This is a genomic window from Anaerococcus hydrogenalis, from assembly GCF_002871895.1.
Taxonomy (GTDB): Bacteria; Bacillota; Clostridia; order Tissierellales; family Peptoniphilaceae; genus Anaerococcus; species Anaerococcus hydrogenalis.
The window spans coordinates 321,803-338,494 of sequence record NZ_PNHP01000002.1 but is presented as its reverse complement, the minus strand read 5'-3'; the positions used below and the strand labels follow the sequence as shown (position 1 = coordinate 338,494).

Annotated in this window: 4 protein-coding genes, 12 tRNA genes, 3 rRNA genes and 2 pseudogenes; all 21 read left to right on the top strand. The window is 35.1% G+C overall.

Features of this window, described 5'->3' with window-relative positions; all coding sequences use genetic code 11:
• Nucleotides 1-344: 344 nt before the first annotated feature.
• Nucleotides 345-1,871: ribosomal RNA gene (locus CJ192_RS04630) — 16S ribosomal RNA — on the top strand.
• 98 nt (nt 1,872-1,969) lie between these two features.
• Nucleotides 1,970-2,045: transfer RNA gene (locus CJ192_RS04625), tRNA-Ala, on the top strand.
• 60 nt (nt 2,046-2,105) lie between these two features.
• Nucleotides 2,106-5,182, top strand: a 23S ribosomal RNA gene (locus tag CJ192_RS04620).
• A 157-nt stretch (nt 5,183-5,339) separates the two neighbouring features.
• Nucleotides 5,340-5,456 (top strand): 5S ribosomal RNA (gene rrf / locus CJ192_RS04615).
• The 16S, 23S and 5S rRNA genes sit together here with 12 tRNA genes alongside, the layout of an rRNA operon.
• A gap of 70 nt (nt 5,457-5,526) precedes the next feature.
• Nucleotides 5,527-5,601 (top strand) — tRNA-Asn (locus CJ192_RS04610).
• A gap of 62 nt (nt 5,602-5,663) precedes the next feature.
• Nucleotides 5,664-5,740 (top strand) — tRNA-Met (locus tag CJ192_RS04605).
• Nucleotides 5,741-5,743: 3 nt separating this feature from the next.
• Nucleotides 5,744-5,820, top strand: a tRNA-Met gene (locus CJ192_RS04600).
• Nucleotides 5,821-5,864: 44 nt separating this feature from the next.
• Nucleotides 5,865-5,939: transfer RNA gene (locus tag CJ192_RS04595), tRNA-Glu, on the top strand.
• Between the two features lie 13 nt (nt 5,940-5,952).
• Nucleotides 5,953-6,027, top strand: a tRNA-Glu gene (locus tag CJ192_RS04590).
• 166 nt (nt 6,028-6,193) lie between these two features.
• Nucleotides 6,194-6,269, top strand: a tRNA-Val gene (locus CJ192_RS04585).
• Nucleotides 6,270-6,295: 26 nt separating this feature from the next.
• Nucleotides 6,296-6,372, top strand: a tRNA-Asp gene (locus CJ192_RS04580).
• Between the two features lie 50 nt (nt 6,373-6,422).
• Nucleotides 6,423-6,498, top strand: a tRNA-Thr gene (locus CJ192_RS04575).
• Nucleotides 6,499-6,596: 98 nt separating this feature from the next.
• Nucleotides 6,597-6,671 (top strand) — tRNA-Gly (locus tag CJ192_RS04570).
• Nucleotides 6,672-6,681: 10 nt separating this feature from the next.
• Nucleotides 6,682-6,755, top strand: a tRNA-Gly gene (locus tag CJ192_RS04565).
• 142 nt (nt 6,756-6,897) lie between these two features.
• A tRNA-Arg gene (locus CJ192_RS04560) sits at nt 6,898-6,974 on the top strand.
• Between the two features lie 247 nt (nt 6,975-7,221).
• Nucleotides 7,222-8,451 (top strand): arginine deiminase, encoded by a 1,230-nt coding sequence (locus CJ192_RS04555; RefSeq protein ID WP_102197933.1) that lies wholly within the window; start codon nt 7,222-7,224, stop codon nt 8,449-8,451.
• Between the two features lie 65 nt (nt 8,452-8,516).
• Nucleotides 8,517-9,521, top strand: coding sequence for an ornithine carbamoyltransferase (gene argF / locus CJ192_RS04550; RefSeq protein WP_102197932.1), 1,005 nt, complete (start codon nt 8,517-8,519; stop codon nt 9,519-9,521).
• Between the two features lie 14 nt (nt 9,522-9,535).
• Nucleotides 9,536-10,458: pseudogene (arcC, locus tag CJ192_RS04545) on the top strand (carbamate kinase).
• 335 nt (nt 10,459-10,793) lie between these two features.
• Nucleotides 10,794-12,266: a hypothetical protein gene (locus CJ192_RS04540; RefSeq protein ID WP_102197931.1), complete on the top strand. Its 1,473-nt coding sequence runs from the start codon at nt 10,794-10,796 to the stop codon at nt 12,264-12,266.
• A gap of 211 nt (nt 12,267-12,477) precedes the next feature.
• Nucleotides 12,478-13,701 carry a S1C family serine protease gene (locus CJ192_RS04535; RefSeq protein WP_102197930.1) on the top strand — a complete coding sequence of 408 codons (1,224 nt, stop codon included), beginning with the start codon at nt 12,478-12,480 and terminating at the stop codon, nt 13,699-13,701.
• A gap of 947 nt (nt 13,702-14,648) precedes the next feature.
• A pseudogene (locus CJ192_RS04530) lies at nt 14,649-16,692 on the top strand (hypothetical protein); the annotation flags it as partial.

Genomic DNA, 16,692 nt, shown 5'->3' with positions numbered 1-16,692 from the left:
ATTTGACAAAAGTCAAAAAAGATAATATACTAATATAGCTGTTTGATTAACAGCTATATTTTTTATCTCAAAAATAGTCAAGAAAAAAAGTTTTAAAAAAAACTACAAAAAAAACTTGACAAGAAAAAAATACGAGATATAATATAATAGTCGGCACCAAGAAAGAGGTCGGGTTAAGCAAAAGAATTTAAAAAAATCTTAAAAAAAACTTGACAAGCTTTCAAAAAGGTGGTATACTTAAATAGTCATTACAAATGACACATGAACCTTTAATAAAACAAAATAAAAACTACAAAGTTAATACTTTGAGACCAAATGAAAATGACAATAGTCAAGATCAAACTTTAATTGAGAGTTTGATCCTGGCTCAGGATAAACGCTGGCGGCGTGCATAACACATGCAAGTCGAACGATGAAACTTGAATGATTTCTTCGGAATGAACTTAAGTGGATTAGTGGCGAACGGGTGAGTAACACGTGAGTAACCTGCCTTACACAAGGGGATAGCCTCTGGAAACGGAGAATAATACCCTATAAAGTCTAATCAGCACATGCTGGAAAGACCAAAGATTTATCGGTGTAAGATGGACTTGCGTCTGATTAGCTAGTTGGTGAGATAAAAGCTCACCAAGGCGACGATCAGTAGCCGGCTTGAGAGAGTGTACGGCCACATTGGGACTGAGACACGGCCCAAACTCCTACGGGAGGCAGCAGTGGGGAATTTTGCACAATGGGGGAAACCCTGATGCAGCGACGCCGCGTGATTTAGAAGGCCTTCGGGTTGTAAAAATCTTTTTTACGGGATGAAAATGACAGTACCGTAAGAATAAGGTCCGGCTAAATACGTGCCAGCAGCCGCGGTAATACGTATGGACCGAGCGTTGTCCGGAATCATTGGGCGTAAAGGGTACGTAGGCGGCCTAGTAAGTTAGAAGTTAAAGAATATAGCTCAACTATATAAAGCTTTTAAAACTGCTAGGCTTGAGAGATGGAAGGGAAAGTGGAATTCCTAGTGTAGCGGTGAAATGCGCAGATATTAGGAAGAATACCGGTGGCGAAGGCGACTTTCTGGTCATCATCTGACGCTGAGGTACGAAAGCGTGGGTAGCAAACAGGATTAGATACCCTGGTAGTCCACGCTGTAAACGATGAGTGTTAGGTTCTTGGAATAATCTGGGAGCCGCAGCTAACGCATTAAACACTCCGCCTGGGGAGTACGCACGCAAGTGTGAAACTCAAAGGAATTGACGGGGACCCGCACAAGCAGCGGAGCATGTGGTTTAATTCGACGCAACGCGAAGAACCTTACCAAGTCTTGACATATTTCGGAGGGAATTAGAGATAGTTCCTTACGACTTCGGTCGACTGAAATACAGGTGGTGCATGGTTGTCGTCAGCTCGTGTCGTGAGATGTTGGGTTAAGTCCCATAACGAGCGCAACCCCTATCGTTAGTTACCATCATTAAGTTGGGGACTCTAGCGATACTGCCGGTGATAAACCGGAGGAAGGTGGGGACGACGTCAAATCATCATGCCCTTTATGACTTGGGCTACACACGTGCTACAATGGCAGATACAGAGGGCAGCGAAAGAGTGATCTGAAGCGAAACTCACAAAATCTGTCCCAGTTCGGATTGTACTCTGCAACTCGAGTACATGAAGTTGGAGTTGCTAGTAATCGCGAATCAGAATGTCGCGGTGAATGCGTTCCCGGGTCTTGTACACACCGCCCGTCACACCATGGAAGTTGGCAATACCCGAAGCCTGTGAGCGAACCTTTTAGGACGCAGCAGTCGAAGGTAGGGTCAGTAACTGGGGTGAAGTCGTAACAAGGTAGCCGTATCGGAAGGTGCGGCTGGATCACCTCCTTTCTAAGAGTAAAAAGTCGGTACGCTGACTTTTACCAAAAGAAAATTATTAAAAAAACTTTGTTTGGAACAAAGTAAACTTTGTAGATTAAAGGTTACATGGGGGTGTAGCTCAGTTGGGAGAGCACCTGCCTTGCACGCAGGGGGTCAAGAGTTCGAATCTCTTCATCTCCACCAAGAAAAACCATACGGTTTTTCATTAGAACCTAATAAAATTAAATAGCTATAAATATTTCCAGTCAAGAAAGAAAGGGCACAAGGTGGATGCCTTGGCACATGAAGGCGATAAAGGACGTAAGTGAACGAAAACTAGGGTGAGCTCACAAAAAGCACTGACCCCTAGGTCTCCGAATGGGGCAACCCGGTTGTGGAAGACACAATCATTACTAAGTGAATACATAGCTTAGTAAGGCGATACCCTGCGAACTGAAACATCTAAGTAGCAGGAGGAAGAGAAAGAAACATCGATTTTCTAAGTAGCGGCGAGCGAAAGGAAAAGAGCCTAACTCATTAGCGATATCTTAAAGTTAGTCGAATTATTTGAGAAGATAAACCAAAGAAAGTGACAGTCTTGTAGACGAAAGCTTTAAGATATGAGAGGGAAAGTATCACCGGGCACGAGTAACCCGGTGTGAAGATAGGGGGCCCATCCCCTAAGGCTAAATACTAACATGTGACCGATAGTGAACAAGTACCGTGAGGGAAAGGTGAAAAGAACCCCGAAAGGGGAGTGAAATAGAACCTGAAACCTAGTGCCTACAAGCAGACAGAGCGTGAACGAACGTGATGTCGTACCTTTTGTAGAATGGGCCAGCGAGTTATTCTATATTGCAAGGTTAATGATTTAAGATCAGAAGCCGTAGCGAAAGCGAGTCTTAATAGGGCGAAAGTAAGATGGAATAGACCCGAAACCGGGTGATCTATCCATGGTCAGAGTGAAGTTGAAGTAAAATTCAATGGAGGCTCGAACCGGGTGCGGTTTAAAACGCATCGGATGAACTGTGGATAGGGGCGAAAAACCAAACGAACCCGGAGATAGCTGGTTCTCCTCGAAATAGCTTTAGGGCTAGCCTCTGACCTAAGATTTTAGGGGGTAGAGCACTGAATGGTCTAGGGCGGATTACCGTACCGAAACCTATCAAACTCCGAATACCAAAAAATCAAGTCAGGGAGTCAGACTTAGGGGGATAAGCTTCTAAGTCGAAAGGGAAACAGCCCAGACCGACAGCTAAGGTCCCAAAATTTGAATTAAGTGGAAAAGGATGTGAATCTACTAAGACAACCAGGACGTTGGCTTAGAAGCAGCCATGCATTTAAAGAATGCGTAATAGCTCACTGGTCAAGTGGGTTTGCGCCGAAAATGAACGGGGCTAAATTCAATACCGAAGCTTCGGATTAATAGAGGGATTAAGTTTACAAATGAGACTAGGAAATATTTAACAAAAACAATAACAGAAGAGATTATATTATAAAAGAAATGCAAATTTCAGACGCAGACATAAAAGATAGGATATTAAAGAAAAGATATTCAAAAAACACAAGTCTAAAGTCAAAGTAGGTATCATAAGAAATTATGAACTAACAATCACTGGTTAGAGTTAAAAAACTAGGACTCATAGCTAAACTTAATACCTCTATTACTGGTAGAGGAGCATTGTATTAGAGACGAAGCCAAGGCGAAAGCAAAAGTGGATTTAATACAAGAGAGAATGCTGGCATGAGTAGCGAGAAGGGATGTGAGAATCATCCCCGTCGAAACCCTAAGGTCTCCTGAGCAAGGCTCGTCCCCTCAGGGAAAGTCGGGACCTAAGCTAAGGCCGAAAGGCGTAGGCGATGGATAACAGGTTTATATTCCTGTACCGCTTGAAGTCGATAGGAGAGAAGTGATGACGCAAAAGGATAATCAAAGCCATCTGATGGATGATGGTCTAAAGCCGTAGGAAGAAAGGTAGGCAAATCCGCCTTTCACAAATTCTGAAAGCTGATAGGTATCGAAAACATAAGTAGAGAAGTTGATGACTCCATGTTGCCAAGAAAAGTCACTATCCAGACCAAAGCGCCCGTACCAAAACCGACACAGGTAGGGAGGTAGAGAATACCAAGACGCGCGGAAGAACCTTTGTTAAGGAACTCGGCAAAATGTCCCCGTAACTTCGGGAGAAGGGGAGCCTGAGAGATCAGGCCACAGAAACCAGGCCCAAGCGACTGTTTACCAAAAACACAAGTTTCTGCAAAATCGCAAGATGAAGTATAGGAGCTGACACCTGCCCGGTGCTGGAAGGTTAAGGGGAAGGCTTAGAGCAATCGAAGGCTAGAACTTAAGCCCCAGTAAACGGCGGCCGTAACTATAACGGTCCTAAGGTAGCGAAATTCCTTGTCGGGTAAGTTCCGACCCGCACGAAAGGTGTAACGATTTGGGCACTGTCTCAACAAAGGATCCGGTGAAATTGTAGTAGTCGTGAAGATGCGACTTACCCACGCTAGGACGGAAAGACCCCGTGGAGCTTTACTGTAGGCTGATATTGGATTTTGAGATTAAATGTACAGGATAGTTGGGAGACTTGGAAATCTGGATGCCAATCTAGATGGAGTCACTGGTGGGATACCAACCTTTTAATATCAAAGTTCTAACCATAGCCCTTGAATCAGGGCATGGGACATTGTCAGTTGGGCAGTTTGACTGGGGCGGTCGCCTCCTAAAAAGTAACGGAGGCGTTCAAAGGTTCGCTCAGAATGGACGGAAACCATTCGTAGAGTATAAAGGCAAAAGCGAGCTTAACTGCGAGAGCTACAACTCAAGCAGAGTCGAAAGACGGACTTAGTGATCCGGTGGTACCGCATGGAAGGGCCATCGCTCAACGGATAAAAGCTACCCCGGGGATAACAGGCTTATCTCCCCCAAGAGTCCACATCGACGGGGAGGTTTGGCACCTCGATGTCGGCTCGTCTCATCCTGGGGCTGGAGTAGGTCCCAAGGGTTGGGCTGTTCGCCCATTAAAGAGGCACGCGAGCTGGGTTCAGAACGTCGTGAGACAGTTCGGTCCCTATCCAGCGTGGGCGTAAGAAATTTGAGAGGAGCTGTCCTTAGTACGAGAGGACCGGGATGGACGCACCAATGGTGTACGAGTTGTTAGGCCACTAGCATGGCTCGGTAGCTAAGTGCGGAATTGATAAGTACTGAAAGCATCTAAGTACGAAGCAACCCTCAAGATAAGATTTCTTAGAGTAGGTAAAGAAAATACCTTTGATAGGTCCAAGGTGTAAGTGCAGTAATGTATTAAGCTAATGGATACTAAACTTTATATCTTGACTGGAAATATTTATAGCTATTAATTAAAAGAGGTTTAAAAGGATAAAAAGCGAAGTAGAGTGCGCTCGTAACTGCGTAACTCGCTGATTTCTTCGGATTCGCCCAAGGGCTCATCTCGAAGATTTGCAAATCACTACGTGATTTGAAACTCTACAAGAGAATATGGTGACGATGGCAGAAGGGATACACCTGTTCCCATACCGAACACAGAAGTTAAGCCTTCTAACGCCGATGGTACTCGGAGGGAGACCTCCCGGGAGACTAGGTAGTTGCCAAACTTATAAAATATCTTCTATTGATTTTAATAGAAGGTATTTATATAAGATTTTTTTTATTTTTTATTGGAATGCTTAGGTAGCTCAATGGTGGAGCACCCGGCTGTTAACCGGTAGGTTGTGGGTTCGAGCCCCACCCTGAGCGCCAATTATTATTTTTCTAAGTGTAGAATAATTTTAAACAAGATGCTCATACTAAGAATATTATATCGCGGGATGGAGCAGCTTGGTGGCTCGTCGGGCTCATAACCCGGAGGTCGTAGGTTCAAATCCTACTCCCGCAACCATGTGGCGAAGTAGCTCAGTTGGCTAGAGCATTCGGTTCATACCCGGAGTGTCAAGAGTTCAAGTCTCTTCTTCGCTACCATTTTTTTATAAGCTCTGTGCTTATTATATTTGCCTGGAGCTTCTGGCTCCATGGTCAAGTGGTTAAGACACCAGCCTCTCACGCTGGTATCCCGGGTTCAAATCCCGGTGGAGTCACCACTTTAAATATTAAGGCCCTATGGTCAAGCGGTTAAGACATCGCCCTTTCACGGCGGTATCCCGGGTTCAAATCCCGGTAGGGTCACCATATTAAACTTTATCGAGTAAGAGTATTATCCTTCGTTTTAGAGGGATACCACCTTTACGGCGGTTGTTCTTCGGATTCGCCTTTGGCTCATCTCGAAGATTTAAAATCTAAAAGATTTTAAACCCCACAGGGGACAGGGATCAAATCCCGATAAAGTCACTTTTTTGGAAGTATAGCTCAGTTGGGAGAGCATCTGCCTTACAAGCAGGGGGTCACAGGTTCGAGCCCTGTTACTTCCACCATTAAATAAGTCTTGTGCTTATTTTATGGCTTAGTAGTTCAGTTGGTTAGAATGCTGCCCTGTCACGGCAGAGGTCGTGGGTTCGAATCCCATCTAAGTCGCCAAATATTTGTCCGACTGATATAGGGCTTGGATTTCTATTGAAATCCAATAGGCTGATGTAGCTCAATTGGTAGAGCAATTGATTTGTAATCAATAGGTTGTAGGTTCAAGTCCTATCATCAGCTCCATATTAAAGCTTTGCTTTGATATTATAATTTTTCATATTTACTTAAATAAATGGGAAGATATTTGTTAACTTTCTTACTTATTCTTCCCACACATATATGCGGAAGTGGCTCAGTGGTAGAGTATCGCCTTGCCAAGGCGAGGGTCGCGGGTTCGAATCCCGTCTTCCGCTCCAATTATTACTTGCGGGTGTAGCTCAGTGGTAGAGCCCCAGCCTTCCAAGCTGGTTGCGAGGGTCCGATTCCCTTCACCCGCTCCATTTTTATTTTATTTATTTTTTGTTATTTTTATAATTAATATTCTTATTTGAATATTAATATTTTTTTAAATTTAAATTCTACCTTTTAATATATTTATAGGTAATTGTAAAGATTTTAGATTTTACATATATAATAATTCGAGCGGTATTAGCTCAGTTGGATAGAGCGACTGGCTACGGACCAGTAGGCCTGGGGTTCGAATCCTCAATGCCGCGCCACGATTTAAAAGACAGCTTATTTACAATATTTGTAAGCTGTCTTTTTTTAGTAAGATTTTTTTGAATTTTATTATTTTTTAATATTCAATTTATTTTTCCCCTAAGTTTTAATTATTATCATATTTAATAAACAATTTTTTAAATTTTCACTAAATATATTTTTATGATCTATACTATTAGTATAAGAGTTATGAATTTATGTTTGAGTTGGGATTATTTTTTGTTAAATTGTATTCTAGGAGGAAGTATGGCTAAGATACAAGTTACAAGTGAAATTAAAGCTCTTAAAAAAGTTTTAGTTCATAGACCTGGTGAAGAGTTATTGAATTTAACACCTTCTAATCTAGAAAATCTTTTGTTTGATGATATACCGGATTTAACTTCTTGTCAAAAAGAACATGATAGATTTACAAAAATTATGAGAAATGAGGGAGTTGATGTTGTTTATCTTGAGGATTTGATGGCTGAAACTCTTGATTGTAATGAAGGTTTGAGAGAAATTTTCTTAGATCAATACCTGAAAGAAACAGGCTGTAGTGATAAGAAATTATTAGAAATGTCTAAAGAATATTTTGAACAAATTGAAGATAATAAAAAATTTGTAGAAAGAACTATGGTAGGTTTGACCTTAAAAGAATTGGGACTTTTTAAGAATAAAGATCTTGATAAGATGGAAGTTGGTAAGTCTTATCTTGCTATTAATCCTATGCCAAATTTATATTTTACAAGAGACCCATTTACAAGTATAGGAAATGGTCTGGTCTTTAATAAGATGTATTCTATGACGAGGAATAGGGAAACTATTTATTGTGATTATATTTTTAGATATCATCCAGCTTATAGGAAAAATATTCCTATTTTTTACGGTAGGGATAATACTTACCATATAGAAGGTGGGGATGTTTTAAATGGCAATGATCATACTTTATTGATTGGGATTTCACAAAGAACTCAGTTTGAGGCTATTAAATTATTAGCTGAAAAATTATTTTTTGGTGATTATGAAAATAAGATTGAAAAAATTTATGCCTTAAAAATCCCCCATAATAGGGCCTTTATGCATTTAGATACTGTATTCACCCAAGTAGATATAGATGCCTTTACTTACCATCCTGCTATTATTAAAAAGATGGAGGTTAAGATTTTATCTAAAGATCCCTTAAAAAATGAATTAAAAATAAAAAGAGCTTCTGGAAATTTAGATCAAATTTTAGCAAATGCCCTAGGAATTAAAAAAGTTCGCCTAATCCCGTGTGGTGGAGGAGATCCTATAGCGGCTGAGAGAGAACAATGGAATGATGGGTCTAATACCCTAACCCTTGCTCCTGGCAAGGTTTTGGTTTATAAGAGAAATACTGTAACAAATAAGGCTTTAAGAAAAGCAGGTATTAAAGTTTTGGAATTGGATGCATCAAATTTAACTGTAGGTCGTGGTGGGCCAAGATGTATGTCAATGCCTCTTGAAAGAGACTTATAACACAAACAAAATCATAACAAAAAAATAAAATAAAATATTTATAATATCATATTAAGGAGATTATTATGCCAGTAAATTTACAAGGAAGAAGTATATTAGGATTAAAATATTTAACGGAAGATGAAATAAAATATTTAATAAATTTAGGTGAAGAGTTTAAAAAATTAAAAATGACAAGAAGCCCTCATAAATATCTTGAGGGAAAAAATATAGTTTTATTGTTTGAAAAAACTTCAACCAGGACACGTTGTTCATTTGAGGTTGCAGGAATGGATTTGGGAATGGGTGTAACTTATCTTGATCCAAATTCAAGCCAAATGGGCCATAAAGAATCAATTGAAGATACGGCAAAAGTGTTAGGTAGATTTTATGATGGGATTGAATATAGGGGATTTGACCAAACTTTAGTTGAAAAATTAGCTAAATATTCAGGAGTTCCTGTATGGAATGGCCTAACTGATGAGTTTCATCCAACACAAATGATAGCTGATATGCTAACAATTAAAGAAAATTTTGGATATCTTAAGGGCTTAAATTTTGTATTTATGGGAGATTGCAGAAATAATGTAAGTAATTCCCTAATGGTTGCATGTGCAAAACTTGGCATAAATTATACAGGCTGTGGGCCAAAAGAATTGTGGGCAGATGAAAAACTAATAAAAGAAGCCAAAGAATTTGCAAAAGTTCACGGATCAAAGGTTGAATTTACGGAAGATGTAGAAAAGGGAGCAAAAGATGCCCATGTAGTATATACAGATATTTGGGTTTCCATGGGAGAGGCAAAAGAAGTATGGGAGAAAAGAATTGAAATCCTACACCCTTATCAAGTAAATCAAAAAGTTATGGATTTTGCTGATAAAGATGCAATTTTTCTACACTGTCTTCCATCTTTCCACAATCTTCAAACCAAAACAGGAAAAGAAATATATGAAAAGTTTGGAGATAAATTCGACCTTGATGGAATGGAAGTAAAAGATGAGGTATTTTTGGGAAAACAAAGTAAGGTCTTTGATCAAGCAGAAAATAGAATGCATACAATAAAAGCTATAATGTATGCAACATTAAAATAAAAAATGGAATAAAAATGAGAAAAAAAACAATAGTTATAGCTCTTGGGGGAAATGCCTTAGGTAATACCCCTTTAGACCAGGTAGAATTAGTAAAAAGACAGCAAAAATAATAGTAGATTTATCATAAAAATATAATGTAGCAGTAGGTCATGAAATGGTCCCAAAGTTGGTATGATAAATAATGCCATGGAATTTGCAGCAAATAAAGGTGGGGATACACTACTTATGCCCTTTGCTGAATGTGGGGCAATATATTGGCTATCACCTTTCACAAGCCATAAGAAACGAATTAAAAAATAGGAAAAAAGAAAAGGAAGTAGCCTATATCCTTACCCAAGTATTAGTTGACAAAGATGACCCGGCTTTTAAAAATCCAACAAAACCAATAGGAAACTTTTTAACAAAAAAACAAGCCGAGGATAAGGCTAAAGAAAATGGATATCTATATGTAGAAGATGCAAAAAGAGGATATAGAAGGGTAGTGGCAAGCCCCTTACCAAATAAAATAATAGAAATAAATGTTATTAAAAACTTATTAGAAAATAACAACATAGTAATAACAGTTGGAGGTGGAGGTATACCAGTAATAAAAACTGGCCAAAACCTTACTGGAATCTCAGCTGTAATAGATAAAGATAGGTCATCATCCTTATTAGCCCATGATTTAAAGGCAGATATGCTATTAATATTAACAACCGTTGATAAGGTGATGATAAATTACAAAAAAGAAAATCAAAAAGAAATAGATGAAATGACAATAAAAGAAGCTAAAAAATACATTGACCAAGGAGAATTTGCACCAGGATCCATGTTACCCAAAATAGAGGCCTGCATAGATTTTGTAGAAAAATCTGACGAGGGAGTAGCCCTAATAACATCCCTAGAAAAAGCAAGTGAAGCCCTAGAAAAAAAGACAGGGACTGTGATTAGAAAATAAGAAATCAAGTAATAGATTCTCTTTATAATTAACTATTTTAAGTAAAATAAATCTTATTATATTATAGAGTATGTGATAGAAACCTAAGCATAGAGATCTTTTGAGATTTATGTTCATTAAGTTCATTTTAAAGTATGTTTCTTAATATTGCCTGCAATTTATTTTTTATATATTAAAGGTATTTCAATTAAGATAAAAAAGTTTATATATTTTAAGATAAAATTTTTATATTTTCACAAAATAAGATATAATTTATTCAGTTAAAAATATATATTTATCATGTATCGAATAACTAAGTATAATCATACTATAAAATAAATTTTGTGGAGAATAAAATGAAAGAAAAATTACTTTTTAGAAGACAATTTATTATAGGCAAAAATCTAGAAAATAAATTAGAATGGGATAAAGAAGATCTAGTTGATGGATTGACTTTGTATAATCATGCTGACCTTCAAAAAGAAAGCGTAAGTTTAGGAAATAAAAAATTAATACTCTTAGGTTATATTATTAATCCTGATAATTTTAAAGAGGATAATAAAATTATAATTGAAAAACTTTTTAAAAATTCTTATGATTTTGATGATCTAATAAAACAAACAGTTAATTTGGCTGGTAGATGGCTGATATTATATATAAATAATGATGAGTTTAAAATTTTAACAGATCCATCATCTTTAAGAAGGATTTTTTATACAAAGGAAGATGAACTACTTATAGGATCGGATACTTCTATAATCAATTATTTTAAAAAACAAGAATTATCAAATGATCCAAAACTTTTAGAGTACTTGAATTCAAAATACTGTGAGTTATCAGAGTTTGAATTTTATAATGATAATACTATTTATAAAAATATTTATAAAGTATTACCAAATAGATATTTAGATGTAAAAACTAGAAGTGTACATAAGTTTTGGGTAGATGTTGAAAAAAAATCTTATGATGAAAATCTAGAAATTATTTCCAATATATTAGTAAATGAAATAAAAGCCTTATATAATAGATCAGATAACATAATCTGTTCTATTTCAGCTGGTATTGATTCTAGGATAATGTATGCAGCAAGTAAAAAGGCAGAGGTTCCAATTAAATATTTTGTATCCACTATGAATACTCTTAATGAAAAAGATTCAGATATCTATATACCTAAAAAAATAACTAAAGATAATAATGATGATTTTATAATTTTAGATAATCTAGAAAGTTTTAGGGATGATTTCTTAGAAATTTACGAAATGAATATAGAAAATGCAAGGAAATTACCAAAAAATTTAACAATTCAAGCAATTTTAGATAAGTTTGATAATCCCTATGTTATAACTGGAAATAATGCTGAGGTCATTGTTCATTATTATGATAAAGATGATGTTAAATATGGTAAAGAAATATCAAAACTTTTAGGTATTCCAGATGATATAACATATTTTAATGAATCATTCCAAGCTTGGCTTGATGAAGCGAGACCATTTTTAGATAAGCATAAAGATATAGTTCCAATGAAATTATTTCACTGGGAGCAAGATACAGGAAATTGGGGTACTCTTTATCAAGCTGAATCTGATATAGCCAGTGAGGAATTCCCACCATTTAACAATAGAGAAATATTTTTAAGATTTTGGCAATGTAGTAAAGAAAAAAGCTACGGTAAAGAAGAGGTTTATAGGGACTTATTAGCAAAACTTGATAAGAGTTTATTAGAATATCCAATAAATCCTTTAAACTTCAAGGAAAAAATAAGAGAATTTATTAGAAATAATTTATCACATACTAACTATATAAAATTAAAATTATTTTTAAAAAGATAAAAAATATAATACTAGGTTATTTATAGAGTCAGGAAGTTTAAACACTTACCTGGCTTTTTAAATATAAAAGAATATAGGTGCAAATTTGTTTAAAAATTATTATAGAAAATTATAATTTTGTTATCTTGAGATTTTTATTTTGATAAAAATATATAACATATTATTAACACTTTTTTGTAGAATAATTATATAAAGAATAAAGGAGGCATATATGGCTAGAAGAAATAAGGGTTCTGGTGGATTTTCTAATTTTCTTTCAGGACTTATTGGAGCTGTTTTGGGAGGATTTTTGGTATTTTCTTTACTTGGAAGTTCTTTTAAGGCAGAGGATAATAAAAAAGATTTAAATAATTCTAATGAAAAAAATAAGAGCGTGATAAATATAAATCCAAATGATAATGTGACAATGGAAAGGGCTGTTGTTAAAAAAAGTATAGATTCTGTTGTAGGAATTACAACAAAAACTAAGGCTACACAAAATACTATTTTTGGTCCCCAAACAGGATATGTTGAAGGGGTAGGCTCAGGCTCTATTGTAACAAAAGATGGATATATTTTGACAAATTCTCATGTAATTGGAAATGGAGATGCAAGTGAGATTAATGTTTTATTTTCAAATAATAAAACAAAAAAGGCAAAACTTGTATGGAACGATCCAACCCTAGACCTTGCAGTTATAAAAGTTAATGCAAATAACCTAGATCCTATTGATTTGGGTGATAGTGATGAGGTAAATGTTGGTGATAAGGCAGTAGCCATTGGAAACCCATTGGGTCTTGAATTACAATCAACAGTTACTAGTGGAATTATTTCCGGTTTAAATAGGACTGTATCATTTGAAAATGGTGCTCAAATGGATGGACTAATGCAAACAGATGCAGCAATAAATGCAGGAAATTCTGGTGGAGCCTTGTTAAATTCTAAGGGAGAGCTAATAGGAATAAACACAGCTAAGGCTGGAAATTCGGATGGAATAGGTTTTGCAATACCTGTAAATTTAGCAAAAAAAGTTATAAGTGAAATTTCAAAAAATGGAAAATTTAATTCAGTATATTTGGGAATTACTGGAATAAATTTAGACTTACTACTACAATCTAATAATATTGATCCAAAAACTGTAGGAAGCGAAGACGGAGTTTATGTCCAATCTGTATCTGATGATGCAAGAAATTATTTTAGAAAGGGAGATATAATAGTAGGAATTGACGGAGAAAAAGTAAAAGATATGTCAAATCTTAAAAAACTTCTTTTAAATTATAGTATTGGAGATAAGGCAAAAGTTCAAATTGTTAGATCTGGGGAGAAAAAATCAGTAGATTTCGAATTTACAATGGATTCATCAAAAGTTGAAGAATTTAAAGAAGCAAATCCAAGAAATGAAAAAAAAGAAAATAGGGATAATAGTCAACAATTACCAGATTGGCTAAGGCCATAAAGATTTTAAAATGGTTTTTTGAATAAGGAAGGCAATTGTAATTTATTTACCCTCTTTACTGTATAAGCAGTAAGGAGGGTATTTTTTATTTTATATATTTTTCAATTTTTAAAAGAACTTAAAGATTTATACAAACAAAATAATCAAAATTATACAAATAAAAGTATCAATAAATAATATTTTAGAAAATTTCAAATAAAATTTCATAAATTTGTAAAAGTATATAAGTTTAAAATATAAAAAAAATAAAATTAAACTATAAAATATCTCGACTAGATGATTGTGCTTGACTTGGTACAATTATCTATAAAACTAAGAAGATTTATAACCATTGCCCTCGGTTACAAATCCTGAAAACTGGTGCGAAAGCCTGGAAAAATTTGCAAAGCAAATTAGTTTTTATAAGCACAAATAAGTTTACGAAGCAAAAGTGTTTTAGTGTAAGTGATGGAGAAATCTTATGAAATATCCTAACTTACTAGGTACGATAAATCGGGATAAACAAACAAAATCAAAGTTTTTTATCTGTTTAAAATTATCAAGTTTTAATTTTGTCGGCAGGTTGATCTATTTATGAACTTATAATTCCTATCTTCATAAGGCTTGTCATAGGTAAGAATATTCTTATTAAAATCTATCATAAAATTAATACTAACTTAATTATATAAATTTTTGATTAATTGCTTTAAAAAGAGGATTAAGATAAAACATAATAAAAGCAAAAATAAATAATTTTTCTTATTTTATAAATTTATAGAATAATATAATTTTAACAATGAGAAAAAGAAGATTTGATATAAGAAATAATAATAAAGAATATAATATATATTTATTATAAAGATGTATAAAACTTTTCCATAATCAATACAGATAATCATTATCATTGACTTCTTGTTAAATATTTATTAATATAGCAATGAATAACAACATATATTATGGGAGGTATTATGAAAAGTGTTAAAAGTATTGCAGGTATTGCAAGCTTAGCTTTAGTAATAAATTTTAGTGGTTTGATTAATGAGCAGAGTAATGTTTTAAAAAATTATTCTGTGAGCTATGCTCAAAGTTATAGCGAAAGAAGCTCTAAGGATAATTATACTAAATTTAAATATAAGCATGATAGAGATAAACTAAGAAGCATTAATGGTGTAAAAATTAATGGAGTAGAATATAGACAGGTAAGGGAAGGAAAAGATATTAAAGAAGGATATTATTCTGGAAAGGTCTGGGGAGTCCATAAGGATAAATACTTATATATCCAGCCAAAAGTATCAACTAAAGATAAGGTTGAATTCCTTATTAATGGAAGTTGGGTATTATCAAATAAAAATCTAGAAACCGATGGTTCAAGTGGAGCTACCCCTGAGGAGGAAAGAGATAGTGAAAAATATCCAGCCATCTTACCAGATGAAAAAATAGCAGTTGATAATATTCGTAGTTTAAGCTATGAAGAAGAAGAAAATATTATTTCTGTAATCAAAAAACTTAACCCTCACTATTATGGTGTTAGAATGAGTAGTGATGGTCATAGTGTTAAGATTACTTATAGGGATGGTAGCTCAAATTATATTGAATTTAGCCAAATTCTAAGACAAAAGCAAGATTGTGATCGTTATCCTTTTGTCAAACCTTCAAAAACTGCTGTTGAAGATATAAATAATATTGGTAGATATAGGTCTGCGATAACACAAAATGTTAAGGCTGTAAATCCTCATGTATCTTACTTAGACTTTAGTAATGGCAAAAAAATAAAAGTTGTTTATCCAGATAAGTCCTACATATTAGTTGATATAGGGGATTTAGTGACCGTTAATACTGATAATGATAACCAGTACGAAGACCTAAAAAAAGAAATTGAAGAATTAAAGAAGCAAATAAAAGAAAAAGAAGCAGTAATAAAAAGATTACAAAGTGAATTAGAAGGAGCTAAAAAATCAGCTCAAAAATCCAAAGATGCCCTAGAAAAAAGTAAGTCTGAGGCTCAGGCAGCCAATGAAAAAGCAAATGCTGCACAAGAAAAAGCCAAAAAAGCTGCAGAAAACTTAGAAGCGGCTCAAAAAGATGCAGAAGAAGCTAAAAGACAAGCTGAGGAAGCAAAAAAAGATGCATCATTATCTAAGCAAGAAAAGAAAGAAGCTGAAGAAAAAGTAATAGAAGCTCAAACTAAAGAAAAAGCAGCAAGATTAGAGGCGGAAAAAGCTAAAAAAGATGCTGAAAGGAAGATAGAAGAAGCTAAGGATCAAGCAAATAATTTGGTAGAAGCAGCTAATCAAGCTAAAGAAAATGCAGAAAAAGCAGAAAAACTAGCCAAAGAAAGTGAACAAGCTGCTAAAGATAAAGTAAAAGAATTAGAAAAATCAAATCAAGCAAGTCAAGCTGAAAAAGAAAAAGCACAAAAAGATTTAGAAAAAGCTCAAACAGATCTTGAACAAGCTAACAAAGAAAAAGAAAAAGTTGAAAAAGAAGCTAAAGATGCAAAGGATCAAGCTCAAGAGGCAAAAGAAAGCCTAGAAAAAGCTCAAGAAAATATAGAAAATCTTAAAAAAGAAAAAGAAAATCTAACAAAAGAAAAATCTGAAATTGAAAATCAGCTAAAAGTAGCAAAAGCAGCCGCTCAAAAAGCCCAAGCCGAAGCAAGCGAAGCAAATGAAAAAGCAAGCAAGGCCCAAACTGCAGCAGAAGAAGCAAATAACAAAGCAGAAAAAGCTCAAGAAGAAGCAAACAAAGCCAAAGCCGAAGCAGAAGAAGCCAAAGCAGATAAAACAAAATCAGAAAAGGAAAAAGCTCTAGCTCAAGCCAAGGCAGAAGAAGCCGAAAGAAAAGCTAAAGAAGAAATAGCCAAAGCCAAAGAAGAAGCTCAAAAATCTGTAAAAGAAGCCCAAGCTGCAGCACAAAAAGCCCAAGAAGCAGAAGCAAAAGCCAAAGAAGCTAAAAAACTTGCAGAAGAAAACTTAGAAAATCTAAAAAAATCAAGCGGAGCTACTGAAACAG

What these genes read in the sequence shown, in the direction of transcription:
- CJ192_RS04555 (WP_102197933.1), top strand. Translation starts at nt 7,222, where the DNA reads ATGGCTAAGATACAAGTTACAAGTGAAATTAAAGCTCTTAAAAAAGTT.
- argF (WP_102197932.1), top strand. Translation starts at nt 8,517, where the DNA reads ATGCCAGTAAATTTACAAGGAAGAAGTATATTAGGATTAAAATATTTA.
- CJ192_RS04540 (WP_102197931.1), top strand. Translation starts at nt 10,794, where the DNA reads ATGAAAGAAAAATTACTTTTTAGAAGACAATTTATTATAGGCAAAAAT.
- CJ192_RS04535 (WP_102197930.1), top strand. Translation starts at nt 12,478, where the DNA reads ATGGCTAGAAGAAATAAGGGTTCTGGTGGATTTTCTAATTTTCTTTCA.